Origin of the sequence: Nitratireductor soli (assembly GCF_001050155.1) — a bacterium.
GTDB classification, from domain to species: domain Bacteria; phylum Pseudomonadota; class Alphaproteobacteria; order Rhizobiales; family Rhizobiaceae; genus Nitratireductor; species Nitratireductor soli.
In genome coordinates this window covers 1-26,308 of record NZ_LFVY01000009.1, presented here as the reverse complement: position 1 = coordinate 26,308, position 26,308 = coordinate 1, and the positions used below count along the sequence as shown (strand labels likewise).

The window sequence follows — 26,308 nt, the reverse complement described above, 5'->3', positions numbered from 1 at the left end:
AAAACCTCAGCGCGCTTCGAGACACACCTTGGTGTGGCCTGACCGCACGAAGCCAAGCTTTGCGGCTGCCGCCTTCGACACGTCGACGATGCGGCCGCGCACGAACGGGCCGCGATCGTTGATCCGCACGACGACGCTGCGGCCGTTGCGCTTGTTGACCACGCGCAGTTTCGTGCCGAAGGGCAGGGAGCGGTGGGCCGCCGTCATCGCCGCCGGGTTCATGCGCTCGCCCGATGCGGTTTTCGAGGTGAGCGCATACCAGGACGCGCTGCCGCACTGGGCATGCGCCGAAGCCGAAAGGGCAATGGTGAGAAATGCCGCCACCGGCAGGATCTTGACGCCGCGAAGAATGCGCTGCTGCATGGAAAAGTCCCCAAATCCGTATCAGCAACGGCGCTTGGGCGGCAAATGCGGCAATGAAACGGCGAGTTCCAACAATGACCGACAATGCTGGTCAATAAAAATGTCACCGTGAAAGATTAGTTTCGCACCTTTCTCATGAAAGCGCAGGCCGGCTTGCCTTCATCGTCATTGATCGTCGTCAGCGGCTCGGCGATCGACTTGAGGATTTCATGCGCCGGCCCGGTGGTTGGCCAGTCGATATCGTCGAGGACGACAATGCCGCCGATCTTCAGCTTGCTGGCGTAGAGCACGACATCCTCGGCTGCGTTGAACACCGAATGCGCGCCGTCGATGTGCAGGAAATCGATGGCGTCGAACAAGGAAGCCGCGTCACGCGAGGTTTTTTCAATCACCCTGATCTGCTCGGTAAAGCCATGCAGGGCGATGAAGGCGAAGAAGTCTTGCTTGATGCGCGGGAAATCGACCTGCTGCCACCAGGAATCGTTCTCTTCACTGGTGAAATGCTCCGTCGCTATCGCCGGGCTCCAGGTTTCGATGCCGTAGATCACGCCGGAACCGTTCTGTCGCAACGCGGCAGCGCACGGCACGATGGAACGGCCGCCGAAAATGCCGATCTCGACGCATAATTGCGGTTGCTCCTCGATAATCGCATTGGTCAGCGCGACGGCCTTGGCCCGGCTGCACCAGCCTTCGAGGCAGTTTTCGGCCATCTCGATGGCATCCGAGACGCTACGGATTTGCGACGATCTGGCTGGCTTTTGTCCAACCAGGGCGGAGGACAGAGCCTTCACGGTCCCTCGAAGCAATTCGGCACCCTCCCATTGGCTACTTGCGGCTGGAATGGCGTGTCCACAAGATCGCGCGGGGCGAGGCTCGCTTCACCGCTAGTGGTCTGACCGAAACGGATGGTCTCCATCCGTTTCGACAAGTCAGCCCACAAGCTATTGATCTGGTGGGGCGATTTGTCCAGACAGATGGGTACCATCTGTCTGGATCGCACCACTAGGCGGTGAGCTTTTCCGTCAGCCTCCGGGCCATTCCGTCCCAGCTGTATTTTCTTGTGTAGTCGAACCCGGACTCTACCATCCTTGCCCTGGCCGCGTCATCGGCGGCCAGCTGCAAAATGGTGTCGGCCAATGCCTGCGGATCGCGCGGCGGCACCATGGCGAAACACTGTGCCTCCTCCTGGATTCCGTTGAAGGTGACGGTTTTCGAGGCAATCACCGGGCGGCCATGGCAAATACCCCAGGTGACGGCCCCGGACCCGGCGGGTCCGTCGGGATGGTAGGGCGCCAGGACGATGTCCGTGCGCGCCATCACGGCCGCAATGTCCTGCTCGTCGAGCCAGCCCGTGATTTCGACGCGCGGATGACCGGCTTTTATCAGCCGGTCGAACGTGTCGTCCTCGACATTGCCCGGATGCGGCCCGCCGGCGACAAGCAGCCGAAACCGCTCCGGCAGGAAACTGAGGGCTTCGACCGCCTCGCGATATCCCTTGTATTTGGCGACGAAGCCGAAAATCGTCAGCGTGACGTTTCCGTCGGCGCCGATTCTGGGGATGTGGCGGATGGCCGGCAGCGGATGCCTGGTCGCCCACAGGGAATCCTGGTCCAGCCCGGCATCGATGTATTGCTTTTGCGCTTCCTCGCCATGGACCACGGCGAAAATCTGCGGATTGGAGTTGATGAGGTGGCGAATGCGCTGCCAGTAGACGCGTTTCTTGGAGAGGAAGCGTGTCGAGATGCGTGGCTCCGAGTGAAAGACGATCGCCGTCGGCTTGCCGGAGGCGGCGATCGCCGCCATCGTGCGGGCAAACACTTTCTGTGCCGTGCCGGACGAGTATCTGCCGCCGAACAGGCCATATTCATGCTGGATGATCAGTGCGTCATAGGTGGCAAGCCGGGCCAGGAACGGATCGAAATAGTGCAGCATCTCCTGCTTCGACAGCGCGCGGGTCGTTGCCGTGTCGATAGGGTGGACGTCCACCGAAATCCCGTCATTGCGCAGCGCTTCGACGAGAGCCGCATTGTAGGTAGCGATCCCGCAGCGTTCACCGGAAGTTGAGAGTGCCAGAATCTTCATGATAACAATCGGGATAGCCAGCCAATAGCGGCGTAATGATGTTGAAATTCAGCCCAGATCGTGGCCGGCACCGACCGGTCCGCGAGGAGCTGTGGATCGGCCGGAGCCTATCGAGTTCGCATGTTATTGCAGAATAAGCCTCAGCCCGCGCTGCCTTGATGGCAGGGCGGGGCTGAGGTCGGGAGGCGCGTGCATCTGATGGTTGCGAGGCGATGCCGTTTTGGGACGCGCGCTCTATCGTGCACCCACCGCGCGCAGCAGGCGCACAATCTCCGTGTAACCGTCTCTCTCGGCGTGCTGCAGCGGGCTCACGCCCTCCCGGTCCGCCAGGTTTACATCCGCGCCCGCATTGGTGAGCAGTTCGACGATGGCCACATGGCGCGGTCCGCCATCGCCCAGGATGATCGCCTCGAGCAGCGCCGTCCAGCCCAGATTGTTGACGTGGTCCACATCGACCCCGGCGTCGATCAGCACTTGCACCGTCTCGACATGCCCGCGTTCGGCCGCCGGGATCAGCGCCGTGCCGCCATAGCGGTTGGTGCTTGCCAGGTCCGCGCCATGCGCCAGGGTCAGGCGCAGTATGTCCAGATAGCCCCGCGCGCCGGCCAGGAGATAGGGGCTGTCATTGATATCGTCCTTGGCGTTGACGTCGGCACCGGCCTCCATCAGCCGTCGTGCGGCGTCGAGATGGTTGGCCTGCACGGCCGCCAGAAGCGCCGTGCGCCGGCGCGCATCGCGCGCGTCCACGGCGACGCCGGAACCGAGCGCTTCCTCGATGGCGGCGACGTCGCCGCGCTCGGCTGCGGCAATCAGCGCCGCCTCGGCCGCATCCGCTCCGTTGGATGACATGGAAACCAGCAAGAACCCCAGAAAGACGATAAGAAACCTATGCACGGCGATGGCTCCAGCATGGCCGGCCGATGCTTCGGCCCCTGTCGGCTATTGGCTGACCGCGCCGACGACCGGGTTGTTCTCCTCGCGCAGGCTGACCCATCGGCCCGTATGGTTGCTCGCCTGCCGCTTCAGGTAGCGATAGCCGGTCGTGCTCCATAATTTCACGGTGTCGTTCAGATTGTCGAGGATGAAATCGCCCTTGTCGGTGCGCACGGTCAGCACCGCATGGCCTTCGCCGTCCGGCTTGCGCACCACGGTGATGAGGAGATTGGCAAGGGAGAGGCCGCTGCGCTTCAGGTCGCGGCGTTTCTCCAGCACGTAGTCCTCGCAGTCGCCTACTCCCCTCGCAGGATAGGCCCAGACTTCTTCCTTGCCATAGATGTCGATGTCGTTCATCGGCTTGATTGCGCGGTTGACCGCGCTGTTGACCGTCGCCAGCGTCTTCCAGAGCTGCGCGGTCATCCGCTCCGGCCCCGTGTTGCGCGGGCGGATCGAGCATTCGATGGGATTGGCCTTGCAGAACTCATAGTGGCCGATCGGCTGCGAGGTCAGCCCGCCGGTCGTCATCAGACTGCCTGCTTCCGCCGGAGATGCGCCCCAGGCGGCTGCCAGCAACAGCCACGCCATGCTCCGGTTGCGGAAGCCCCTCCGCCAAGCAGCCATCATGGCGCTCCCCGTTTCTTTCTATCGTTAATGAAACGTTAAGAAATGAGGGGGCGCGCTGTCAATTGGCGGAAAGGCAAACTTCCCAAGATGGTTACCGCCGACGCGGTGGCGTTTGTCGTTTGCCGCGGGGCTGTTGCGAAAATACAAGAATGGAGGGTCCGCGCCATGCGGTCTTCGCGGCTTCAGGCCGGCTTGCGCTTCGTCCGGCGGGCCGCCTGCGGCTTCCTTGCCGCGCTGGTTGAAGCCTTGGCGCGTCCGGTCTTTGCCGGCGCTGGTGCGGCTGCAGCCGCCTTGTCTGCCTGGCCGCTCGGATTGCTGCGCATGAAATCGAGGATGCGCGGCGCGATCTCGGCGCGGAAGCGCGACCCGTTGAACACGCCGTAATGGCCGACGACCGGCTGCATGTAATGGTGGCGCATCTCGCTCGGGATGTTGACGCACAGATCATGCGCCGCCTTGGTCTGGCCGACGCCGGAAATATCGTCGTTCTCGCCCTCGACGGTGAGCAGCGCCACGCGGCGGATCGCCTTCGGATCGACGGTCTCGCCACGATTCTTCATCTGGCCTTTCGGCAAATCGTGGCGGATGAACACCGTCTCCACGGTCTGCAGGTAGAATTCGGCGGTCAGGTCCATCACCGCCAGATATTCGTCGTAGAAGTCGCGATGCTTCTCGGCCGGCTCGCCATCGTTCTTCACCAGATGCATGAAGAAGTCCTTGTGCGCCGTGATGTGGCGGTCGAGGTTCATGCTCATGAAGCCGGAAAGCTGGAGGAACCCTGGATAGACCATGCGCATGAAGCCCGGATGCGGCCACGGCACGGGCATCACCGCGTTCTCGCGAAACCAGCCTATGTCCTTTTCCTCGGCCAATTGGTTGACCGCCGTCGGGTTCTTGCGCGTATCGATCGGCCCGCCCATCAGCGTCATGCTGGCGGGAACGACCTCCTCGCCGCGCGCCTCCATCAGCGCCACCGCCGCCAGCACCGGCACCGAAGGCTGGCAGACCGCCATGATATGCGTGTCGGGACCCAGATGCCGCAGCATGTCGATCACGTAGTCGATATAGTCGTCCAGATCGAATGTGCCGTCGGAGAGCGGCACCATGCGCGCATCGGTCCAGTCGGTGATGTAGACATCGGCGTAGGGCAGCATGGTTTCCACCGTGCCGCGCAGCAGCGTCGCGTAGTGGCCCGACATCGGTGCCACCATCAGGATCTTCGGCCCGGGCCTGGCGCCGGCCGGCAGATCGCGCTTGAAATGGATGATGTCGCAGAAGGGGCGGGACCAGATGATCTCTTCGCGCACCTTCACCCGCACGCCGTTGACGTTCGTGTCCGCCAGGCCGAATTCGGGCTTCGTGTAACGGCGCGTGCTGCGCTCGAAAAGTTCCGCCGCGGCAGCCACCGTGCGGCCCAGATAGGTCTTCGTCATCGGATTGAGCGGATTGCTGTAGAACAGCCGCATGGCGTCGGCATAAGCCCGCGCCGGCTGCAGCGCGGCGTGGTTGAATTCATACAGCTGATAATACATTGCTTGGTTTCCTGGGTCGACCTTCGCTCAAGCCGCGCCGCATGACGAAATGGGGCACGGCGGCGAAGCCTTGGTCATTTGCGTACCTACAACGTAGACTAGTTTTGCTGCGTTGCAATAGAAGCAGCGGAATGCCCGGGGGAGGGCGCCATGACTTGGCGTAACACTCTGATTTATAATCGGATTAGTCGCCATCCACCGACCGTGCACTATTGCGACGCAGCATGATCAGGCGCGTCGCGGGGTCGATTCCAGGCGGGATTTCGCGAAAGAATCGCTCGACGAGCGGCGTTGGCGCCTCATCCGGTGGGCACGGGCGGAAGCCGTTTCGTGCATAGAACGGCGCGTTGAACGGAACGTCGCGGAAGGTCGTGAGCGACACGCCGGCAAGGCCGTCGAGGGCGCTTTTGGCGACAACCGTGCCGAGCAGCGCCGTGCCGATGCCGCGTCGCCCATGCGCCGGGTCGACGGAAAGCTCCATCAGGTGAAGAAATGGGCCGACCGGTCCGGTCATGGCAAAGGCGACCGGCCCGTCATCGCGGTGGGTGCAGACGAGCGTGTCGCCGCGCCGCGCCCGCGTGTCGAAGATCGCGGGTTCCATTGGCGGCGTCTCCGCCAGGGCGGCAAAACCATGCGCGGCAAAAAGCCCGCCCGCGCGTGCCTCGGCCGCTGCCAGCGCCGCTGCGTCCGCGCGGCGATAGGGGCGGATTGCATAGCCGTTCGGTAAGGTGGATTGAGCCCCGGTCAACTTTCCGCACCCTCGACGATCACCATATCGGCGTCGGCGACGGTGATGCGGATCGCCTTCGCCGCCTGGTACTCCGGTGAATTGTAGCAGTCGCGCGCCGCCGCGAAGGAGGGAAACTCGATCACGACATTGCGGCCGCGGCCGGCACCTTCCAGCTTTTCCCAGGCGCCGCCGCGGGCCAGAAACCGCGCGCCAAATCTCTCGAATGCCGGCTTCGCCGTCGCCACATAGTCCTTGTAGCGCTCGGGGTCGCGCACATCGACATGGGCAATCCAGTATCCTCTGGGCATCGGTGTTCCTCCTCGCGCTATCTGCATGTTTTCCGCATTTGTGTGGACGTCAGGTGAAACCACCCTGGCAGCTCAAATGTTCTTGTCGTTCAGCCGGCGGCCATCTCGTCGAGGATCGCCCGCGCCGCGGCCTTTGGGTCGGACGCCGCCACGATCGGCCGTGCCACCACCAGATGGGTGCTGCCGGCGCGCATGGCGTCGCCCGGCGTCATCACGCGCTTCTGATCGCCATGGTCGCTGCCCGCCGGCCGGATGCCCGGCGTCACCAGCGCCATGCCCGGCCCTGCCAGCGCGCGCACTTCGCCTACCTCGGTGGGGGCGCAGACAATGCCGCCCATGCCGGCGTCGCGCGCCTGCGCGGCGCGCATCAGCACCAGGTCCCGGGCGTTCTTGCCATAACCGGCGTCCTCGAGATCGGCATCGTCCATGGAGGTGAGCACGGTCACGCCGAGCAATGTCAGGCCGGAGCCTGCCGCCGCCTGCACCGCCGCGCGCATCGCTTTCGGATAGGCGTGGATGGTCAGCATGGTCATGCCCATGCGGGCGATGTTCTCCACCCCCTTGGCCACCGTGTTGTCGATGTCGAGCAGCTTCATGTCGAGAAAGATCTTCTTGCCGGAACCGGCCAGCTCGCGGGCAAAGCCCAACCCGCCGGCAAACGCCAGCTGATGACCGATCTTGTAGAATGACACCGTGTCGCCAAGGGCTGCGACCACCCGGTCCGCCTCCGTCAGCGTCGGCACATCCAGGCCGACGATCAGCCGGTCGCGCATGTCTTCGCGCTCGCCTTCCTGCATGTCACACCTCCACCCTTGTCGAGAGCATCCGCGCACGCTCGATCAGCGTGCGGCACACGGCCTCCATCATGCCGCGCAGGCGTTCATCCTTGAAACTGCCGTCCTCGTCAAATGCGTCCTGCGCGCGCGCGACCGAACATTGCGGCGTGACGATCTCGGCGCGGCAGTTCATCAGGACGGCGCGCAGATGGTAGAGCCCGCGAAGACCGGCGAAGTTGCCATCCGAGGAGGAGCACAGGCCGACGGCCTTGCCGACCCATGGGCGCAGGGGACGTCCATCGTCCTTCGACAGCCGGCTGACCCAGTCGATCGTGTTCTTCAGGAGCGGCGGTATGGACGCGTTGTATTCCGGGCTGGCGATCAGCACCCCGTCGTGGGCGGCGATCAGTCGTCCAAGCCGGTAGGCGTTCTCGGGAATGCCTTTTTCCTTCTCCAGATCCTGGTCCATGATCGGCAATGGGTAGTCGGCAAGCGATATGCGGGTGACTTCGGCGCCCTGCAGCGCCAGTTCCTTCATCGCCGCGTCCGCTGTTTGCCCGCTATAGGCGCCGCTGCGGATCGACCCGGCGAAGACCAGGATTCTTGAATTCATTCGACACGCTCCTCTTTTGCGGGAGGGGTACAGGCAATGAAGGCGTCAATCAATGGGTCGGCAACGGGCAGGAGGTATGCCGGATCAGCGTTCCACATAGGTCGCTTCGAAGCTGATCGGGAAATTCACCGACCGGGCTATGAAGCAATAGTCGTGGATCTCGTGGTGGATCTCGTCGGCCCTCTTGAGATCGGCACCTGCCGCCACCTCGATGCGCGGCCGCAGCGTGGCGCGCAGAAAGCGCCCGGCGCCGCTGGGCTCCGATTCGCCGATGCCCTCGGGATTGTCCGTATAGGCGTGCACGACGATGCCGGCCTTGCTGGCAAGATGCAGGTACCAGAGCATGTGGCAGGCCGACAGCGCCGAGATGAGCAGGTCTTCCGGGTTGGGCAGGGCCGGATCGCCGCCAAGAAGCGGATCGTTCGAACAATGGACCACCGGCTTGCCCGGCGTGACGATGTCCCAGGTACGGTCATAGCCGCGATAGGTTTTCGTTCCCTCGCCGCGATTTCCGGTCCAGTCGATGCGGCTCGTATAGGCATGCTCTTTGGTCATCGGATGTCCGCCCATGGCGTGCTGCTTGTGGTCGGGTGTCCCGCGCCGTGGCAATGCGCCTTAGTGGCTTGCGCGCCGGTAGACCCACAGCCGGGTCGGCGGGATGTTGCGGATGACGAAGTCGAAATGCTCGACCGTATAATCACCTTGGCCGGGCGGGATCGGCGACTTCGGACCATAGGTGAGCTGCACCACGGGCCGCCCTTCGGGCATGCGCCGGAGCAGGCTTTCAAGATAGCTGATCCGCGCCGCGACGGGGAAGTTGAGCAGAGGAACGCCGGAGATGACACTGTCGAACTGCGTCGGCGCATCGGCGCCGAGCGTCTGATCGAGATCGAAGGCATCGCCCTCGATCACATTGACGCCGGGATAGCAGTCGCGCAAATGTTTCACGAAGTCGGGCGAATACTCGACCGCATAGAGGTTCTCCGGCTTCACGCCGTGGGCGAGGATGGCTCGGGTGATGACGCCGGTGCCCGGACCCACCTCGAGCACGGGCAGGCCGGAGCTGGTGTCGATCACCGAGGCCATGCGGCGCGCGGTGACGCCGCTCGTCGGGATGATCGAACCGACGGCCTTCGGCTGGTCGATCCAGCCGCGGAAGAAGCGCAACTCGTCTCCGAAACGGTCCGCAATTGCCTTGCGCACGTCCAAACCCTTGCTCATCTTCCGGCGTCCTCCTTCCCGATAACGTCACAGCTGCGATAATTTTTCCGGCGGGTGCACTTCATTCGCCGTTTGCAATGATCCGGACAAACAGCTCCCGAAGCATTTTCTTAGCATGGTTCGCCTATTCGCCGAAGGATTCGAAAAAATCTTTCATGCGCGAGAAGAATCCGGCCGATTGCGGGCTGTTCTCCTTCGAGGAGATGCGCTCGAACTCCTCCAGCAGCTCGCGCTGCTTGCGCGTCAGGTTCTGCGGCGTTTCCACCGCCACCTGGATATAGAGATCGCCGATCTGCGGCTGGCGCAGCACCGGCATGCCCTTGCCCTTGAGGCGGAACTGGCGGTCGTTCTGCGTGCCGTCCGGCACCTTCACGCGCGTCTGCGTTCCGTCCAGCGTCGCCACCTCGAACGCGCCGCCCAGCGCTGCCGTCGTCATCGAGATCGGCACCTTGCAGTAGAGGTCGGCGCCGTCGCGCTGGAAGAATTCATGCGGCTTGACCGACAGGAAGATATAGAGGTCGCCGGCAGGGCCGCCGCGCAGCCCCGCTTCGCCCTCGCCGGCAAGCCTGATGCGCGTGCCGTCCTCGATGCCGGCCGGAATGTTGACCGACAGCGAGCGCTCCTCGGCGATGCGGCCCTGGCCGGCGCATTTGGGGCAGGGATCGGCGATCGTCTCTCCGCGCCCGTGGCATTGCGGGCAGGTGCGCTCGATGGAGAAGAAGCCTTGCGCGGCGCGCACGCGGCCGGCGCCCTGGCACATCGGGCATGTGCTGGGCGAGGTGCCCGGCTTGGCGCCGGAGCCGGAGCATTCGTCGCAGGCCACTGCCGTTGGCACGCGGATTTGCCCGGTCTTGCCGGTAAAGGCCTCCTCGAGCGTGATTTCCATGTTGAAGCGCAGATCCGCGCCATGCTGGCGGCCGCCACGGCGCTGCCGCCCGCCGCCCATCATGTCGCCGAAAATGTCCTCGAAGATATCGGCGAAGCCGCCGCCGCTACGCCCGCCCATGCCGCCATTCTCGAAGGCGGCGTGGCCGAACTGATCGTAGGCCGCGCGCTTCTGCGGATCGCGCAGCGTCTCGTAGGCCTCGTTGATTTCCTTGAACTTGTGTTCCGCCTGATCGTCACCCGGATTGCGGTCCGGATGATAGCGCATCGCGAGTTTGCGAAAGGCGCTTTTCAGTTCTTTCTCGTCGGCGGTTCTCGACACGCTGAGCGTCTCGTAAAAATCTGCCTTCATCAATGAGAGTCCCGCATGTTTCTTCTGGAGCGCCGTTTCCCCGATCAGTGCCCGCTATTTAGGTATTCGTCAGTGCGAATGCCATAGTTTGCGGCAGATTGCCAGCCGTCACGCCATCGGCGCAGCGCGCTTTCAACCGTTCGGGCGGACTGGCGGGGGCGGGGAATCAGACGGGCGCGACGCCGGGCGATCGTTCGGGCCGGCGTAGCCCCAGCATATGCAGGAGGACGCCGGCGAGCCGCGCTTCGAAGAGCTGGTAGGAGGTGATTGCAACGCCGACCGTCAGCAGCATGATCGCCGCCGTATAGGCGAAGAACGCCAGGCTGGATTGCGACGCGATGAAATGGCTCCAGACGAAGGAGAAGAACAGGCTTTCGGTGACCGGATGCCAGAGATAGATGCCGAACGAGACCGCCGCCGCAGGCCGCAGGAAGGCCGGATAGGTGTAGCGTTCGGGGTCGTTGCGTTCGGCCAGCCCGGCCAGGAAGACGGCAATGCCGAGCAAGGCCAGCGTGACATAGATATTGAGCTGCAATGCCATTGAGGTGCAGGCGGCGATGATGGCGACCCATGCCGGCGCGCGCGAAGCGATGGTCGACGACGAGCCGGCCACCAGAACCGCCAGGAAGGCGCCGAGCACGAAATCGGCGAAGGTGCGATAGGCCCCCCATGTATCCGCCTGCACCCAGTTTTCGAACGGCATGATGCCGGTTCGCACCATCGCCTCCAGCGCCGCATAGGACAGGACCAGCAGGACGAGCAGCCCGGCGCGGCCGCCAAGCCGGTGAGCCAGGATGATGACAGGCAGGAAGATATAGGCGAACCACTCGGCCGATAGCGACCAGGAGACGAAGTTGAAGGTGAGCTTGTCCTGCACGCCCCATGCCTGGACAAGCAGCAGATTGGCGACCAGCGTGTCCCACTGATAAAGCTGCGGTTCGCCGCCGCTGCGCAGGAAGCCGAATTGGACGGCAAGTCCCACCAGGACGAAATAGGACAGCGTCGCCAGGTGCAGCGGATAGAGCCGCGCCAGCCGCTTGCAGAGATAGACGAGGTAGCTGCGCGCGTTGCGCACCTCGGTCCCGTAGCGGTTGAAGATCAGGAAGCCCGAAATGATGAAGAACATGTCGAGCAGCGGCCTCAGCGCCGAAAGCTCGTCCTTCACCCATTGGCTCTCTCCCGGCGCGAAATGCCCGAAATGGTAGAGCATGATCAGCAAAGCCGCGACGAGACGCCAGATCTCAAACAGTCGGTAACGGATCACAGGCCCCCCAGCGCGCATTCGTTGCCTCGATGGCTCACGATAGGGGGAGAGGTTTAAGAAGCCATAAAAAAAGCCCGGGTCGCGAAACCCGGGCTTTCGTCGATACTGTCAGGGCGTTCAGGCGGACTTCTTGTCGTCCTCGTCGATTTCCTCGAAATCGGCGTCGACCACGTCGTCGCCCGAAGCCTTCGCGTCGGCCGCCGCATCGCTTTCGGCGGCTTCCGTCTGGCTGGCCTCGTACATGGCCTGGCCGAGCTTCATGGAAGCCTCGGCGAGCGCCGTCGTCTTGGCCTTGATGTCCTCGGCGTCGTCGCCTTCGACCGCGGTCTTCAGCGCCGCCATGGCGTCTTCGATCGCCTTGCGGTCTTCCTCGGAAACCTTGTCGCCATATTCGCCCAGCGACTTCTCCGTCGAATGGATCAGCGCCTCGGCCTGGTTCTTGGCTTCGACGCTCTCACGCCGCTTCTTGTCCGCCTCGGCATTGGCCTCGGCGTCCTTGACCATCTTCTCGATGTCGGCGTCCGACAGGCCGCCGGAAGCCTGGATGCGGATCTGCTGCTCCTTGCCGGTGCCCTTGTCCTTGGCCGAAACGTTGACGATGCCGTTGGCGTCGATGTCGAACGTCACCTCGATCTGCGGCACGCCGCGCGGAGCGGGCGGCAGGCCCGTCAGGTCGAAGCGGCCGAGGCTCTTGTTGTCGGCGGCCATCTCGCGTTCGCCCTGGAACACGTTGATGGTCACGGCGTTCTGGTTGTCTTCCGCCGTCGAGAACACCTGGCTCTTCTTGGTCGGGATCGTCGTGTTGCGGTCGATCAGGCGGGTGAACACGCCGCCCAGCGTCTCGATGCCGAGCGACAGGGGCGTCACGTCGAGCAGCAGAACGTCCTTCACGTCGCCCTGCAGAACGCCGGCCTGGATGGCGGCGCCCATGGCGACCACTTCATCCGGGTTGACGCCCTTGTGCGGCTCCTTGCCGAAGAAGTTCTTCACCGTCTCCTGCACCTTGGGCATGCGGGTCATGCCGCCGACCAGGACCACTTCGTCGATCTCGCCGGCCTTCATGCCGGCATCCTTCAGGGCCGCCTTCAGCGGGCCGACGGTGCGCGCCACCAGGTCATCGACCAGCTGCTCGAACTTGGCGCGGGTCAATTTCATGGTCAGGTGCTTGGGGCCGGACTGGTCGGCCGTGATGAAGGGCAGGTTGATTTCCGTCTGCGAAGCGGACGACAGCTCGATCTTGGCCTTCTCGGCCGCCTCTTTCAGGCGCTGCAGGGCAAGCTTGTCCTGCTGCAGGTCGATGCCCTGCTCCTTCTTGAACTCGGCCGCCAGATACTCGACCAGGCGCATGTCGAAATCCTCGCCGCCGAGGAACGTGTCGCCATTGGTCGACTTCACCTCGAACACGCCGTCGCCGATCTCCAGGATGGAGATGTCGAACGTGCCGCCGCCGAGATCGTAGACGGCGATGGTCTTGCCGTCCTTCTTGTCGAGCCCGTAGGCGAGCGCTGCCGCCGTCGGCTCGTTGATGATGCGCAGCACCTCGAGGCCGGCGATCTTGCCGGCGTCCTTGGTGGCCTGGCGCTGGGCGTCGTTGAAATAGGCGGGAACGGTGATGACGGCCTTCTCGACCTTCTCGCCGAGATAGGCTTCCGCCGTTTCCTTCATCTTCTGCAGGATCATCGCCGAAATCTGGCTCGGCGACTGTTTCTTGCCGACGGCCTCGACCCAGGCGTCGCCATTGTCGCCCTTGACGATCTTGTAGGGGACGAGCTTCTTGTCCTTCTCCGTCACCGGGTCGTCATAGCGCCGGCCGATCAGGCGCTTGATGGCGAAAAGCGTGTTTTCCGGGTTGGTCACCGCCTGGCGCTTGGCCGGCTGGCCGACCAGCCGCTCATCCGAATCCGTGAATGCCACGATGGACGGGGTGGTGCGCGCGCCTTCCGCGTTTTCGATCACTTTCGCGTCCTTGCCGTCCATGACGGCGACGCAGGAATTGGTCGTTCCGAGGTCGATACCGATTACTTTAGCCATGTCTTCTCTCCGCAAAGCAGACTGTCAGGACCCATTCCGGCGTTCCAGATGACAGCCCCTGTTCACACGAATTTGCTGTGGCGGCGTTCAAACCTGGAACGCGCGCACAGCGTTGGAGGGTATATAAGAATGAGATTTTTCATACGCAAGGCGGGATTTGGCTCGAACTGGCCCAATCGGTCGATACAAATACGCCGGGCATATAAATCAAAGCTGATTTGAACTGCCGGTCGCGGCGTGGGAGACAGGTCGCGGTGGGCTTCCCCGCGGCGCCATCGGTGCGCGCGGTCGACGGTTTTGGAGATTGCCGCTGCTCCGGGTGGTTTTGCTCGGGGGGTTGTTCATGGCTTCACTGTCTCGCCCGGTTGCGCCGCTTGTGGCGGATCCTGTGACGAAGCCCATGCTTCATCAGGCATTGGCCGAATTCGTTTCGGCCAGGCGATATGAGACGCTGTGCCTCGCGCTGGCCGTCTATCACGAGGCGCGCGGCGAGCCGGAGGCCGGCCGGCAGGCGGTGGCGTTGGTCGTCCTCAACCGGAGGCGCTCCCCACTTTATCCCTCGACGCTCTGCGGCGTCGTCTTCCAGAACGCGCACAAGAAAAATCGCTGCCAGTTCTCGTTTGTCTGCACGGGCCGCCCGTTTGCGCCGTCCGAGCCGGAGGCCTGGATCCAGGCGCTGCGCACCGCCAGCGCAATTCTGGCCCCGCTCGAAAGCGCGGGGGGCGCACCGATCGACCCGCAAACCGCCCCTGTGGCCGCGGCGACGCACTATCACGCAAGTCGGGTCAATCCCCCGTGGGCGCGCCGGCTGAAACAGCTCGGCCGCATCGGCCGGCATGTTTTCTTCGCCGCCGAAACCTCCGAAGAGTAGCGCCTTAGACCGCCTCCCATCCATCATGCGCCGATGCCCGGTAGATGGCGTCGATCAGCTTCTGGTTGTTGACCGAATCCTCAAGCGTGAAGATTGCCGCACCCTCGCCGCGCGCCGCCCGCGCCATCGCCTCGGCCTGCAGGCGATACTGCCTGGCGGCGGGAAACCGGTGCACGGTGGCGCTGGAATGATTGGCGTTGTGCAGCGTCACGCGCGCATCGCCGTAATTGGGCGGGTTGAACGGGGCCTCGACCTCGATGAAGCCCTGCTCGCCGTGAAACACCATATACTGCCGGAGCGCCATCTGCGTCGCCACGTAGAAGGAAAGCTCGAACGCGCCGAAATCCGCCTTGGCGCTGGCGTAGATATCCGTGCCGAAAACCGCGTCGCGCTCGACCGTCGCCTGCACGCGCAAAGGCTCCAGGCCGGTGGCGAAGCGCGTCGTCACTGTCGGATAGACGCCGATATCCGGCAGGCCGCCGCCGCCCATCTCCGGCTTGTTGCGCATATTGTCGGGATCGACATTGTGATAGCAGAAGGCGCCCTGCACGTGCCGCAGCCGGCCGATCGCGCCTTCGGCGAGCAGCTTCCGCACCATCAGCCATTGCGGGTGGTAGGTCACCATGAAGGCTTCCGAGACGACCACATTGTTGCGGTCGCGCGCCTCGATCACCCGCGCAATGTCCTTGGCGTCGAGCGCCAGCGGCTTTTCCACCAGCACATGCTTGCCGGCATCCGCCGCCTTGACGGCCCAGTCCACGTGATCGGCGGTCGGCAGCGGAATATACACGCCATCCACCTCCGGCGAGGCCAGCAGCGCCTCATAGCCGGAGAAGACGTGCGGAATGCCGAAACGCGCCGCCAGCGCCCGTGCCCTCGCCTCGTCGCGGCTGGCGATCGCCGTCACCACGCCGTTCTCGGCGTCCTGGATCTGCGGAATGACCTGTTCGCGGCCGATCTTCGCCGTCGATAGAATGCCCCAGCGGAACATGGGTTTTCTCCCAGTCAGAAGGCCGGAACCTACTGACGCTAGGAGGAAAGGTCCATATCGAAGTCGACGATACTCGAATAAAGCGGTATCCCAAAATCTATGCGGAAACAGAGCAGCTTTTTGCACGGTCTCGCCCTTCCGGCCGAGCATGCTCTATTTTGGCGGGTTGTATTCCGCAGGACGCTTGGCAACGACGTTGCCACCGGCATCTATTACGAATTCTGGAAAGAGCGATTGTTCTACCTGAAGAGTAGAAATCTTGCGTTTTGCATCGGCAACTTGAATTAGGTCGGTTGCGTGCCCCAAATTTGGCGGTGCAACAACAATTACTTCCTTATGTGGAAACTGCGCTTTCACCATGGCTATCGCGGGCTTTAGATCGCTGTCTCGCGATACAATGTATGCTCGATCATAGGTGTCTTTGTATGCTTCATTCAGGATGCATAATGCTATGTTTACATCAGTTTCCTTTTCCTCATGAGCATCCCAACGAGCGCCGCAACTGTTACACTTGCCATCTTTCCTTTTGAAGTGTCCAAGCACAATCTCGACGCCTGAACTCTCTAGAGCCCTCACGTACTCCTCATGACGCCGTCTTCGATCAGGCCACCAATAGGCATATGCAGAAAAATAGAAAATATCGGCGATTCTCTCGGATTTGGGCGAGATTTGCCGCTGCATCAATTTTGGTAAATCGGCCCACTTCAAATGAGGCGCGTTCAAGCGCTTCAGCGCATGATATAAATTGAACCCATCAATGAAGAAGGAAGCGCGAATCATAGATTCATCTACGCATATCCTTGAAAAAAATAAACCCCACGGGCCGGAACCCGTGGGGGCCGCAGGGCTAACCATGCGGGATTACGACCCATATATGTGAGTATTTAAGCCGGATGTAAAGTGTCGACTCACTTGTCGGACTCATTTTTATCCGGGAGTCAAGATTGATTCCACATCTTGTGTCCACCTAGCAACACCCACCCCATACTGGGTTAACCGCGCAGCGCGCCGCCAGTCTGCTTGCCGACATTGTCGATCACGCGGCTGGCCAGCGCCTCGAAATCCTCGTCGGTCAGCGTCTTCTCGCGCGGCTGGATCGCCACTTCGATGGCCACTGACTTCTTGCCCTCGCCAAGCGCGGTGCCCTCGAAAATGTCGAACACGCGCACCCCGGCGATCAGCTTCTTGTCGGCGGCGGCTGCCGCCCGCTCGATGCTGGCCGCCTCGACGGTCCGGTCGACGACGAAGGCGAAATCGCGCCGCACGAGCTGGAATGGCGACAGGTCGAGGCGCGGCTTGGTGCGCGTCGGTTTGGCCTTCGGCTCGGGAATGGCGTCGATATAGACCTCGAAGCCGCAGATCGGCCCGTCGGCGTCGAGCGCCTCCAGCGTGCGTGGATGCAATTCGCCGAAGGCAGCCAGCACGATCTTCGGCCCGAGCCGGATCGTTCCGGAACGGCCCGGGTGATACCATTCCGGCCCGCCGGCGACGATCTGCAGCTTGTCCACCGGCGCGCCGCAGGCTTCCAGCACGGCAATGGCGTCGGCCTTGGCATCGAACACGTCGACGGGCTTGCTGTTGCCCGACCAGTGGCGCCCCGCGCCGTCCATCCTGGCCGTGCCGCGGCGGATGCCGCCGGCCACGCGCCGCTGGCCCTGGTAGCTGTCGTCCTCATAGGTGCTCGACACCTCGAACAGCGCCACATCGGCAAAGCCGCGCGCCGCGTTGCGCTGCGCCGCGCTGATCAGCCCCGGCAGCAGCGATGGCCGCATGTCCGACATCGCCGCGGCGATCGGATTGGAGAGCTTCAGCTTCGGGTCGCCGCCGCCGAACAGCTTTGCCTGGGCCTCGTCGATGAAGGTCCAGGTGACGGCCTCCATCATGCCGCGCACGGCCAATGCCCGGCGGGCCGACCGCGTGCGGTTTTGCAGCACGGTGAGGATCTGTCCGTTGACCGCGCCGTGCGAGGCAAGCGGCTGCGGCACGATCTCGTTGACGCCGTGAATGCGCATCACCTCCTCGACCAGGTCTGCCTTGCCGTCGATGTCCGGACGCCAGGAGGGAACGGAAACGTCGAACACGGCGCCGCTTCCGCTCGCGACAAAGCCCAGCCTGCCAAGGATGGCCACGCTTTCCTTCGCCGGGACATCGAGTCCCGTCAGCCGCTTCACTTCCGAAACCGGGAAGGAGATGCTGCGCGGCGTGTAGCCCTGATAGCCGACAACGCGGTTCTCGCTCGGCGTCCCGCCGCAAAGCTCCACCACCAGTCTGGCGGCCAGCTCCAGTCCCGGCACCATCATCTCCGGATCGACCCCACGCTCGAAGCGGTAGCGCGCATCGGTGATGATGCCGAGATCGCGGCCCGTGCGGGCGACGTTCATCGCGTCCCACAGCGCCGATTCGATCAGCACGTCGGTGGTGTTCTCGTCGCAGCCCGAATGCTCGCCGCCCATCACGCCAGCGATGGATTCGACGCCGTTCTCGTCGGCGATGACGCACATTTCCGGCGTCAGCGTGTATGCACGCTCGTCGAGCGCCAGCACCGTCTCGCCTTCTCTGGCGCGGCGGATGGTGAGGTTGCCCTTCACCTTGGCCGCGTCGAACACATGCAGCGGCCGGCCCCGGTCGAAGGTCACGTAGTTGGTGATGTCGACCAGCGCGTTGATCGGCCGAAGACCGATCGCCGTCAGCCTCTGCTGCAGCCATTTCGGTGACGGTCCGTTCTTCACGCCGGTGACGAGCCGCAGGCCGAAGCCGGGGCAAAGCTCGGGCGCCTCGATCGTCACCTCCACCGGGCACGGCCCATTGCCCGGCACGGCGGCGATCGCCGTGCCTTTCAACGTGCCAAGGCCGGCGGCGGCCAGGTCGCGGGCGATGCCGTGGACGCTTGTGCAGTCAGGCCGGTTCGGCGTCAGGCCGATTTCGATCACCGGGTCGTCGAGCTTCGCCCAGGCGGCGAAGGACGTGCCGATCGGTGCGTCCTCCGGCAGGTCGATGATGCCGTCATGCTCGTCCGACATCTGCAACTCGCGTTCCGAGCACATCATGCCATGGCTTTCGACGCCGCGGATCTTGCCGACCGAAAGCGTCACGTCGATGCCCGGAACATAGGTGCCGGGGGCGGCGAAGGCGCCGATCAGGCCGGCGCGCGCATTGGGCGCACCGCACACCACCTGCACCGGTTGGCCAGTGCCGGCGTCGACCGAAAGCACGCGCAGCCGGTCGGCATCCGGATGCTGCTCAGCCGTCAGGACCTTGGCGATGACGAACGGCTTCAGCGCTGCCTTGTCGTCCACGTCCTCGACCTCGAGGCCGATCATGGTCAGCGTCTCGACGATCGCCTCGAGTGTCGCGTCGGTCTCAAGATGCTCCTTGAGCCAGGAGAGGGTGAATTTCATTTTGTTCTCACAGTTTCAAGCAATAGGAACGAGCGCCTGTACTTCATCGACAGAGAGCTTTGACTTTTCAAAACAATCGGCACGCATCGCCTTGCAAATTTCGGCTAAAAGTCGCTTCACTTCCCTCACGTCCCGGTTAAACCGGTGATCGTTTGTTTCAGAATAGAATCTGGAGAGCGCACCAACTCGTTTAATGACTTCATCGGAACCAACCACTAGCAACTCGACCTCGCTCTGATAATAGCGACGGCGAATCTCCTCAACGCGTTCGGGGCTATCCGACATTGCCATGAACGCGTTCAGGTAATTCCGGTAAGCCGCCCGACGAATCTCGATGAGATTGGTACGCCTATCTACGCGTTTTTGATAAGCATAGACCCCAGCTCCTCCCATAATTGTCAGTGTAGCGATGAGGAGCGGCAGGATATCCATCTAGCGTGTTCCGCCCTTCAGATGGTTCACGAGCACCTCGTTGATGCGGCTTTGCCAACCCGGACCGGTGGCTCGAAAATGCTCCACCACCTCATGGTCGAGGCGAAGCCCGACGCGCTCCTTGGTCGGCTTTTTCTGCGGGCCACGTTGGCCGCGCAGGCGGTCGAATGCGTCGACGATCTCGGGAAACACTTCGCGCATGCGCCGCGCACGCGCGAAATCCTTGTCGGTCCACTCGGGAATATCCTCGCCATGTGCGGCTTCGTATTCATCCAGCGAAACCTTGCCTTTGTCGACATCTTCAAGCGTCGGCAACTTTTGCGACTTCATATTTCTTGCGTTCGCGATCATTGCATTTCCTCAGCGATATGACGCGGAAAGCGCCGTTCCTCAGCGTCCAGCAAATGTTGCAGAGGTTCCCATCCAGACGGCCGAGCGAATTGAAGCGGGGTTCTCCATAGTCCCGACGTGTGTCGGGAATAGTGATTGCGCTGCCGAATTCAAAACGAACCACATCGGCAAAATCCAGGCCTCGCTCCTGCAACGTCCGCTGTCGCTTCTCTTCGTCCCATTCGAGCTCCATCCCCTCACTCTATTTAATCGTAGCCACAATAAAATCAAGTGCTGAGACCGCCGAACAGGGTCGGCAGGTCGAGTGGGCGGAAGCCGTAATGCTCCAGCCAGCGCACATCGGCGTCGAAATAGTCGCGCAGATCCGGCATGCCGTATTTCAGCGTGGCGATGCGGTCGATGCCCATGCCCCAGGCGAAGCCCTGGTACTCATCGGGATCGAGCCCGCAGGCCCTGAGCACGTTCGGATGCACCATGCCGCAGCCGAGGATTTCCATCCAGTCATTGCCCTCGCCGAAGCGCACCTCGCCCGGATGCGAGCGGTCGCACTGGATGTCCACCTCCAGGCTCGGCTCCGTGAAGGGGAAGAAGGACGGACGGAAGCGCATGTTCAGATGCGGCACCTCGAAGAACGTCTTGCAGAATTCCTGCAGCACCCATTTCATGTTCGCCACATTCGCCGTCCTGTCGATCACCAGTCCCTCGAGCTGATGGAACATGGGCGAATGGGTGGCGTCCGAATCCTGCCGGTAGGTCTTGCCGGGGATGACGATGCGGATCGGCGGTTCCTGCTTCTCCATCGTGTGGATCTGCACCGGTGAGGTGTGCGTGCGCAAAAGCTTGCGCTCGCCCTTCTCGTCCGGCGGGAAGAAGAACGTGTCGTGCATCTCGCGCGCCGGGTGCCCTTCGGGAAAATTCAGCGCGGTGAAATTGTAGTAGTCGGTCTCGATGTCCGCCCCCTCGGCGATCGAAAAACCCATATCGGCGAAGATGGCGGTGATCTCGTCGATCACCTGGCTGATCGGATGGATGCGGCCGCGTTCGGCCGGTGCGCGGCGCACCGGCAGCGTCACGTCGACCGTCTCGCGCGCCAGCCGCGCGTTGATCGCCGCATCGCGCAATTCGGCGCGCCGTGCAGTCAGCGCCTCGGTGATGCGCACCTTCAGCCCGTTGATTGCCGGACCCATCACCTGGCGCTCCTCGGGCGTCATTGCGCCGAGCGTCTTCAGCTTTTCCGAGACCGAGCCTTTTTTGCCGAGGGCGGAAACGCGCACCGCCTCGATCTGCTGCTCGTCTGCCGCAGCAGTGATCTGCCCGGCGATCGAGTGTTCCAGTTCTTCGAGTTCGCTCATCGTTCTTCCCGAATTCATCTTTGGCGCCTTGGTATTGCGGGTGCGCGGCATAGAAAAACCCGCGCCAGCCCTGCCAGCGCGGGTTTCCCAAACAGCGGTTTTCGAAAGCTTGGGAAGCGCTGGACTTAAGCCACGGCGCTTTCAAAAGCATTCGGCGTCGTGTCTTTCAGATAGACGAGCGATTCCTTCGCCTTGCCCACCAGGGCGGCGAAAGCCTGCGGCTCGTGGATCGCCATGTCCGAAAGAACCTTGCGGTCGATCTCGATGCCGGCCTTGTTCAGGCCGTCGATGAGGCGGCCATAGGTCAGGCCGTGCTCGCGCGCGGCGGCGTTGATGCGCTGGATCCACAGGGCGCGGAAATTGCGCTTGCGGTTCTTGCGGTCGCGATAGGCATATTGCAGCGACTTCTCGACCGCCTGCTTGGCGATGCGGATGGTGTTCTTGCGGCGGCCGTAAAAGCCCTTGGCGGCTTTCATGACCTTCTTGTGCTTGGCGTGGGACGTTACGCCCCTCTTTACGCGTGCCATGACATGATCTCCTTAAAACTGTTCCGGGGTTTCAGCGATCAGAAACCGTAGGGCATGAACTTCTTGATGATCTTCGTGTCCGGATCGGACAGAACCATCGTGCCCCGCGCGTCGCGGATAAACTTGTTGGAACGTTTGATCATGCCGTGGCGCTTGCCGGCGGCGGCGACTTTAACCTTGCCAGTCGCGGTCACCTTGAACCGCTTCTTGACTGAAGACTTTGTCTTCATCTTGGGCATTTTGCTTCTCCATTGTTCTGGCTCACGCAGGTTTGCTGGGCAAACGGCTCGGCAAGTGCCGGATCACCGGCGGCGGCTGGAGGGCCGCATCTCGCGTCGCGCGCTGTTCAGCGTGAGCTTGTTCAGCATTGAGAACCGCCACGGCATGCCCTGCCGGACGGTTCGGGAAAGCGGCCTTATAACGGCGGTCCGCATTTCGCGCAACTGTTGTTTCGCGTGGCCACGCCCGCTCATACGGGGTCGGCAGCATGGCCTGGCCCGGCGTCAACTCCGCGATCTGACGCGCCGATATCGAGGCACGCGCTCTTGACGGCTTCGGTTGGCAAACCCGCCAAGCCGTGGCCGGGCATCTGCGTGACAATTCGGAAACAGGACTGAAAGCGCTTTGCGGACGGCCGTCGGGCGGCAGTCCGTGTTTTCTGGCCGGGAATGCGGCCGGCGTTTCTGAAGGCGGCCGCGCTCAGGCGCGCGGCGCCAGAACCATCATCATCTGACGGCCTTCGAGCTTCGGCTCGGCTTCGACCTTGGCAATCGGCTCGACTTCATCGCGCACGCGGTTGAGCAATTGCATGCCCAGCTCCATATGCGCCATCTCACGGCCGCGGAAACGCAGGGTCAGCTTGACCTTGTCGCCTTCCTCGAAGAAGCGCCGCACGGCTTTCATCTTCACCTCGTAATCATGGGTGTCGATGTTCGGACGCATCTTGATCTCCTTGATCTCGATGGTCTTCTGCTTCTTGCGCGCTTCAGCGGCCTTTTTCTGGCTCTGATACTTCATCTTGCCGAGATCGGTGATCTTGCAGACGGGCATGTCCGCATTGGATGCGATTTCGACGAGATCGAGGCCGGCTTCCTCGGCGGCGGCGAGAGCCTCCTCGAACGGGACCGCGCCGCGATTGTTGCCGTCACCGTCGATCAGCTGCACCTGTGTAGCCCGGATGTCGCGGTTGGCGCGCGGGCCTTCCTTGACTTGCGGCGGCGCTTTGAATGGTCTGCGAATGGTCGTGGTCTCCTCGAATTGTTGAACCAGCTGTAATTTTGGCAAAAGCCGACCAGCCGAGGCGTATGTCGTCTCTGCAGGCGAAGTGTCAATAGCATATAAGGACGAAAGAATCACGCCGCATGTTCCGCTTTTGCGGCAAACGGGCCTGCTTGCCCGAAGAGAAGGCCAGGAGGAGATAGACAATGTCGGACGACAAGCCGAGCTTCATCAATGTCGACGGCGCTGCCATCGCTTATCGCCGCCGGCCGGGCCGCGCGCCGGGCGCCGTCTGGCTGGGCGGCTACCGCTCGGACATGCGCGGCACCAAGGCTGAAGCGCTCGACGCCTGGGCTGCCGAAAGCGGCCATGCCTTCCTGCGCCACGATTATTCCGGCCATGGCGAATCCGGCGGCGCCTTCGCCGACGGCACGATTTCGCGCTGGCTTGGCGAAAGCCTTTCCGTCCTGCGCGCCTGCAGCGAGGGGCCGCAGATCCTCGTCGGCTCCTCGATGGGCGCCTGGATCGCCCTGCGCATGGCGCAGGAGCTGAACAAGGCCGGGGAGAGCGCGCGGCTTGCCGGCCTGCTGCTTCTGGCGCCGGCGCCGGATTTCACCGGCGCGCTGGTCGAGCCGAAGCTGAGCGACGCCAACCGGCATGATCTGGAAACGAAAGGCTATATGGAGGAGCCGTCCGGCTATTCCGACGAACCCTATATCTATACCAGGGCGCTGTTCGAGGATGGCCGCGCCAACCAGGTGCTCGACGGCATCATCGACACCCATTGCCCGGTTCACATCCTGCAGGGCAAGGCCGATCCCGACGTGCCCTACAGCCACGCCATGCGCCTGACGGAACATCTGCCGGCCGATGACGTGACGCTGTCATTGATCAGCGACGGCGACCATCGCCTGTCGCGCCCGCAGGATATCGCGCTCATTCTACGCTCTCTCGAAGGATTGATCGCCCGCACCGTTTAACCCCCGGTTTCTCCCTGAGTGCTGATTTGCGAAAAAACACTTTGGAAAACAGGGTTCTATCCGAATCCTGTTTACGTTGTCCTTGAAACGGCAAAAAGATCTTCCCATTTCGAATTCATGCAACTGCCCGGGGGTTGCACGCTCAAACAAAGGAACGGGTGACCATGACCAATACTGCACTTATCCGTCCTGCTTGGACGCCTGCGACGATTGCCCTGATGGTGGTGGGTTTCATGGTGTTTTGGCCGCTCGGCCTCGCCATGCTCGCTTATATCCTCTGGGGTGACCGGCTTGGAGACTTCAAGCGCGACGTCAACCGCAAGACCGACCATATGTTCGCCGGCTGCCGCCGTGCCTCGCGCCGTCAGGCGTATACCGGCAACGTAGCCTTCGACGACTGGCGCGAAAAGGAGCTGGAACGGCTCTCTGAGGAACGCCGCAAGCTCGACGAGATGCGTGACGACTTCGACGATTACGCGCGCGAACTGCGCCGCGCCAAGGATCAGGAGGAGTTCGACCGCTTCATGAACGAGCGCAACAAGGGTCGCAAGACCGGCCGCGGCAAGTCCGTGCCGGACGTCACGGACGAGGATTGATCGTCTGTACGCTAGTGGTCTGACCGAAACAGATGGGTACCATCTGTTAGGATCGCACCACTAGATAAACAGTCGGAACGGCATCTCCCGCGAGGTGCCGTTTTTCTTTTTCAGCATCCTTCACAGCGAATCGTTTTAATCTCCTCCTCATGCCGCTCGGATTTCTCAAGATGATTGGGCTCAGGGTTGCGACGCCGCCGGCGGAGCGGATGCATCGCGTTGCTGGCCGCGAACTGCCGCTGCGCATCGTCGAAAACGCCCGCGCCAAGCGGCTCACCTTGCGCATCGAGCCCGGCGGCAAGGGTTTGCGCGTGACCGTGCCGCGCGGCCTTTCCCGTTCGCGCGAGGTGGACGAGTTTCTAGCCCGTCATGCCGGCTGGCTCGAGGAGCGGCTGAAAAAACTGCCCGAGCGGCCGCTGGTGCGGCCGGGCATCAAGGTGCCGGTCCGCGGCGTCCCGCACCTGATCGTCCACGAACCGGGTGGCCGGGGTGCGGCCGATACGGCCATGCGCGACGGCGCGCCTGTGCTGGTCGTGCGCGGCGACATTCGCCATCTGCCGCGCCGGGTCTCCGATTTCCTCAAGCGCGAGGCCAAGCGCGACATCGAGGCGCTGGTCGCCAAGCACACGGTGGCGCTGGGCAAGCGCGCCCGCGCCATCCGCTTTCGCGACACCAAAAGCCGCTGGGGCTCCTGCACCTCCGACGGCGTTCTGTCCTTCTCCTGGCGCATCATGATGGCCCCGCCGCCGGTGATAGACTATCTCGTCGCCCACGAAGTCGCGCATCTGAAGGAGATGAACCACGGCGCGCGCTTCTGGAAGGTCTGCCGCGAACTGTGCCCGGAGACCGACCGCTGCAAGGACTGGCTGAAGCGCAACGGCACCGCGCTGCAGGCGATCGGGTTTGAGTGATCGAGCCTTGGGATCGCGTCAAGCGCCCTCGTGGTTCGACAAGCTCACCATGAGGACTATTGAGAGGTTCCTGCGCGTTCGCAAATCGACATCGGCATGGAGTATCAGTATTTCAACAGCCCTCATGGTGAGCTTGTTGAACCACAAGGGCGCTTGGCACCTGCCTCGCCAAGCGTGTCCTCTCCTCGACTCCGCCGTCTTTTCATGCCACTTCCCCCTGATGACGTTCGACATCAAGATATGCGGCCTGAAGACGCCGGAAGCGGTTGCCGCCGCGCTTGACGGCGGGGCGAGCCATGTGGGCTTCATCTTCTTCGAGAGGAGCCCGCGCAATGTCGCCGCCGAAACCGCCGGCATGCTGCGCCAGGCGGCGCTCGGGCGCGCCCAGGCGGTCGCGGTCAGCGTCGATGCGGACGATGCCGCGCTCGATGCCGTCGTCGATGCGATGGCGCCGGACATGCTGCAGCTTCACGGTGGCGAAAGTCCCGAGCGGGTCGCCGCCGTCAAGACGCGCTACGGCCTGCCGGTGATGAAGGCTTTTGCCATCCGAGACGCGGCCGACCTGGCGCGGATCGCACCCTATCGCGGCGTCGCCGACCGCTTCCTGTTCGACGCCAAGCCGCCGAAAGGGGCCGAGCTTCCAGGCGGCAACGGCATCCCGTTCGATTGGCGGGTGCTTGCCGGCCTTGACGATGATGTCGATTACATGCTTTCCGGTGGCCTGAACGCGGGCAATATCGGCGCTGCGCTGGGCGCCGTGTCGCCAGGGGGCATCCTGGGCGGAATCGATGTCTCGTCGGGCGTGGAAAGCGCGCCGGGCGAGAAGAACCCGGATTTGATACGCGATTTCTTCCGCGCCGTGCGCACGGCGCTTGCGGCGGAAGAAAATGATGCGGCTTTGACATGAGGAGACGGCGATGAACCAGCCGGCTGAGCCCAATTCCTTCCGCATCGGCCCCGATGA

Annotated in this window: 30 protein-coding genes; 5 read left to right on the top strand and 25 right to left on the bottom strand. The window is 62.9% G+C overall.

The genetic code is table 11. The features are described 5' to 3' along the window. Positions 1-6: 6 nt before the first annotated feature. The 15 genes from AB843_RS12400 to dnaK all read right to left on the bottom strand — a co-directional run bounded on the left by AB843_RS12400 (position 7) and on the right by dnaK (position 13,717). Entirely contained in the window at positions 7-363 is a 357-nt protein-coding gene (locus AB843_RS12400) for a septal ring lytic transglycosylase RlpA family protein (RefSeq protein ID WP_048647178.1), read from the bottom strand. 116 nt (positions 364-479) lie between these two features. After that, complete coding sequence (locus AB843_RS12395; RefSeq protein WP_048647177.1) at positions 480-1,073, bottom strand: class I SAM-dependent methyltransferase; 594 nt, start codon at positions 1,071-1,073, stop codon at positions 480-482. Between the two features lie 292 nt (positions 1,074-1,365). Next, positions 1,366-2,445: a glycosyltransferase gene (locus tag AB843_RS12390; RefSeq protein WP_048647176.1), complete on the bottom strand. Its 1,080-nt coding sequence runs from the start codon at positions 2,443-2,445 to the stop codon at positions 1,366-1,368. A 234-nt stretch (positions 2,446-2,679) separates the two neighbouring features. After that, a complete protein-coding gene (locus AB843_RS12385; RefSeq protein WP_082143817.1) occupies positions 2,680-3,294 on the bottom strand; it encodes an ankyrin repeat domain-containing protein in 615 nt (204 codons plus the stop codon). Positions 3,295-3,384: 90 nt separating this feature from the next. Then, complete coding sequence (locus tag AB843_RS12380; protein WP_082143816.1) at positions 3,385-3,966, bottom strand: transglutaminase-like cysteine peptidase; 582 nt, start codon at positions 3,964-3,966, stop codon at positions 3,385-3,387. 221 nt (positions 3,967-4,187) lie between these two features. Then, positions 4,188-5,537: a polyhydroxyalkanoate depolymerase gene (locus AB843_RS12375; protein WP_048647175.1), complete on the bottom strand. Its 1,350-nt coding sequence runs from the start codon at positions 5,535-5,537 to the stop codon at positions 4,188-4,190. A gap of 184 nt (positions 5,538-5,721) precedes the next feature. Beyond that, positions 5,722-6,285, bottom strand: coding sequence for a GNAT family N-acetyltransferase (locus AB843_RS12370; protein ID WP_082143815.1), 564 nt, complete (start codon positions 6,283-6,285; stop codon positions 5,722-5,724). Further along, positions 6,282-6,575, bottom strand: a complete 294-nt coding sequence (locus AB843_RS12365) for a DUF1330 domain-containing protein (protein WP_048647174.1) — start codon at positions 6,573-6,575, stop codon at positions 6,282-6,284. Before AB843_RS12365 ends, AB843_RS12370 begins: the two co-directional genes overlap by 4 nt. An 89-nt stretch (positions 6,576-6,664) precedes the next feature. Further along, positions 6,665-7,372 carry an orotidine-5'-phosphate decarboxylase gene (gene pyrF / locus AB843_RS12360; protein WP_048647173.1) on the bottom strand — a complete coding sequence of 236 codons (708 nt, stop codon included), beginning with the start codon at positions 7,370-7,372 and terminating at the stop codon, positions 6,665-6,667. Between the two features lies 1 nt (position 7,373). Further along, entirely contained in the window at positions 7,374-7,964 is a 591-nt protein-coding gene (locus tag AB843_RS12355) for an NADPH-dependent FMN reductase (RefSeq protein ID WP_048647172.1), read from the bottom strand. Between the two features lie 84 nt (positions 7,965-8,048). Then, positions 8,049-8,519, bottom strand: coding sequence for an OsmC family protein (locus AB843_RS12350; protein ID WP_048647171.1), 471 nt, complete (start codon positions 8,517-8,519; stop codon positions 8,049-8,051). Positions 8,520-8,579: 60 nt separating this feature from the next. Continuing rightward, positions 8,580-9,185 (bottom strand): phospholipid N-methyltransferase PmtA, encoded by a 606-nt coding sequence (gene pmtA / locus AB843_RS12345; RefSeq protein ID WP_048647170.1) that lies wholly within the window; start codon positions 9,183-9,185, stop codon positions 8,580-8,582. Between the two features lie 124 nt (positions 9,186-9,309). After that, positions 9,310-10,422: a molecular chaperone DnaJ gene (gene dnaJ, locus AB843_RS12340; RefSeq protein ID WP_048647169.1), complete on the bottom strand. Its 1,113-nt coding sequence runs from the start codon at positions 10,420-10,422 to the stop codon at positions 9,310-9,312. A gap of 166 nt (positions 10,423-10,588) precedes the next feature. Continuing rightward, a complete protein-coding gene (locus AB843_RS12335; protein WP_048647168.1) occupies positions 10,589-11,686 on the bottom strand; it encodes an acyltransferase family protein in 1,098 nt (365 codons plus the stop codon). Between the two features lie 117 nt (positions 11,687-11,803). Further along, positions 11,804-13,717, bottom strand: a complete 1,914-nt coding sequence (gene dnaK / locus AB843_RS12330) for a molecular chaperone DnaK (protein ID WP_048647167.1) — start codon at positions 13,715-13,717, stop codon at positions 11,804-11,806. 343 nt (positions 13,718-14,060) lie between these two features. Here dnaK and AB843_RS12325 point away from each other — a divergent pair, with 343 nt between their 5' ends. Then, positions 14,061-14,588, top strand: coding sequence for a cell wall hydrolase (locus tag AB843_RS12325; RefSeq protein WP_053086130.1), 528 nt, complete (start codon positions 14,061-14,063; stop codon positions 14,586-14,588). 4 nt (positions 14,589-14,592) lie between these two features. On the opposite strand, the gene AB843_RS12320 is transcribed toward AB843_RS12325, so the two are convergent. From AB843_RS12320 to infC, 10 genes are all read right to left on the bottom strand, one after another. Continuing rightward, complete coding sequence (locus AB843_RS12320) at positions 14,593-15,579, bottom strand: Gfo/Idh/MocA family protein (protein WP_048647166.1); 987 nt, start codon at positions 15,577-15,579, stop codon at positions 14,593-14,595. 153 nt (positions 15,580-15,732) lie between these two features. Further along, a complete protein-coding gene (locus AB843_RS24985; protein ID WP_157384504.1) occupies positions 15,733-16,359 on the bottom strand; it encodes an NYN domain-containing protein in 627 nt (208 codons plus the stop codon). A 212-nt stretch (positions 16,360-16,571) separates the two neighbouring features. Beyond that, complete coding sequence (gene pheT, locus AB843_RS12310; protein ID WP_048647164.1) at positions 16,572-18,977, bottom strand: phenylalanine--tRNA ligase subunit beta; 2,406 nt, start codon at positions 18,975-18,977, stop codon at positions 16,572-16,574. A 15-nt stretch (positions 18,978-18,992) separates the two neighbouring features. Further along, on the bottom strand, positions 18,993-19,409 hold the full coding sequence (locus AB843_RS12305) for a hypothetical protein (protein ID WP_048647163.1): 417 nt from the start codon (positions 19,407-19,409) through the stop codon (positions 18,993-18,995). Further along, complete coding sequence (locus AB843_RS12300) at positions 19,410-19,739, bottom strand: BrnA antitoxin family protein (protein ID WP_082143813.1); 330 nt, start codon at positions 19,737-19,739, stop codon at positions 19,410-19,412. Further along, on the bottom strand, positions 19,711-19,992 hold the full coding sequence (locus AB843_RS12295) for a BrnT family toxin (RefSeq protein WP_048647162.1): 282 nt from the start codon (positions 19,990-19,992) through the stop codon (positions 19,711-19,713). The genes AB843_RS12300 and AB843_RS12295 overlap by 29 nt, the downstream gene beginning before the upstream one ends. A gap of 34 nt (positions 19,993-20,026) precedes the next feature. Beyond that, the gene (pheS, locus tag AB843_RS12290; protein WP_048647361.1) at positions 20,027-21,112 is read right to left on the bottom strand and encodes a phenylalanine--tRNA ligase subunit alpha; all 1,086 of its coding nucleotides are present in this window, start codon (positions 21,110-21,112) and stop codon (positions 20,027-20,029) included. Positions 21,113-21,237: 125 nt separating this feature from the next. Continuing rightward, entirely contained in the window at positions 21,238-21,639 is a 402-nt protein-coding gene (gene rplT / locus AB843_RS12285) for a 50S ribosomal protein L20 (RefSeq protein WP_048647161.1), read from the bottom strand. 38 nt (positions 21,640-21,677) lie between these two features. Beyond that, positions 21,678-21,878, bottom strand: a complete 201-nt coding sequence (gene rpmI, locus AB843_RS12280; RefSeq protein WP_048647160.1) for a 50S ribosomal protein L35 — start codon at positions 21,876-21,878, stop codon at positions 21,678-21,680. A 460-nt stretch (positions 21,879-22,338) separates the two neighbouring features. Next, the gene (infC, locus tag AB843_RS12275; RefSeq protein WP_082143821.1) at positions 22,339-22,878 is read right to left on the bottom strand and encodes a translation initiation factor IF-3; all 540 of its coding nucleotides are present in this window, start codon (positions 22,876-22,878) and stop codon (positions 22,339-22,341) included. A 185-nt stretch (positions 22,879-23,063) separates the two neighbouring features. Between infC and AB843_RS12270 the strand changes: the two genes are divergently transcribed. The 4 genes from AB843_RS12270 (at position 23,064) to AB843_RS12255 (ending at position 26,251) form a co-directional block, all read left to right on the top strand. Beyond that, positions 23,064-23,837: an alpha/beta hydrolase gene (locus tag AB843_RS12270; protein ID WP_048647159.1), complete on the top strand. Its 774-nt coding sequence runs from the start codon at positions 23,064-23,066 to the stop codon at positions 23,835-23,837. 164 nt (positions 23,838-24,001) lie between these two features. Then, positions 24,002-24,433 carry a DUF2852 domain-containing protein gene (locus AB843_RS12265; protein ID WP_048647158.1) on the top strand — a complete coding sequence of 144 codons (432 nt, stop codon included), beginning with the start codon at positions 24,002-24,004 and terminating at the stop codon, positions 24,431-24,433. Between the two features lie 149 nt (positions 24,434-24,582). After that, a complete protein-coding gene (locus tag AB843_RS12260) occupies positions 24,583-25,344 on the top strand; it encodes a M48 family metallopeptidase (RefSeq protein ID WP_048647157.1) in 762 nt (253 codons plus the stop codon). Positions 25,345-25,564: 220 nt separating this feature from the next. Then, positions 25,565-26,251 carry a phosphoribosylanthranilate isomerase gene (locus AB843_RS12255; protein ID WP_048647156.1) on the top strand — a complete coding sequence of 229 codons (687 nt, stop codon included), beginning with the start codon at positions 25,565-25,567 and terminating at the stop codon, positions 26,249-26,251. Positions 26,252-26,308 lie beyond the last annotated feature (57 nt).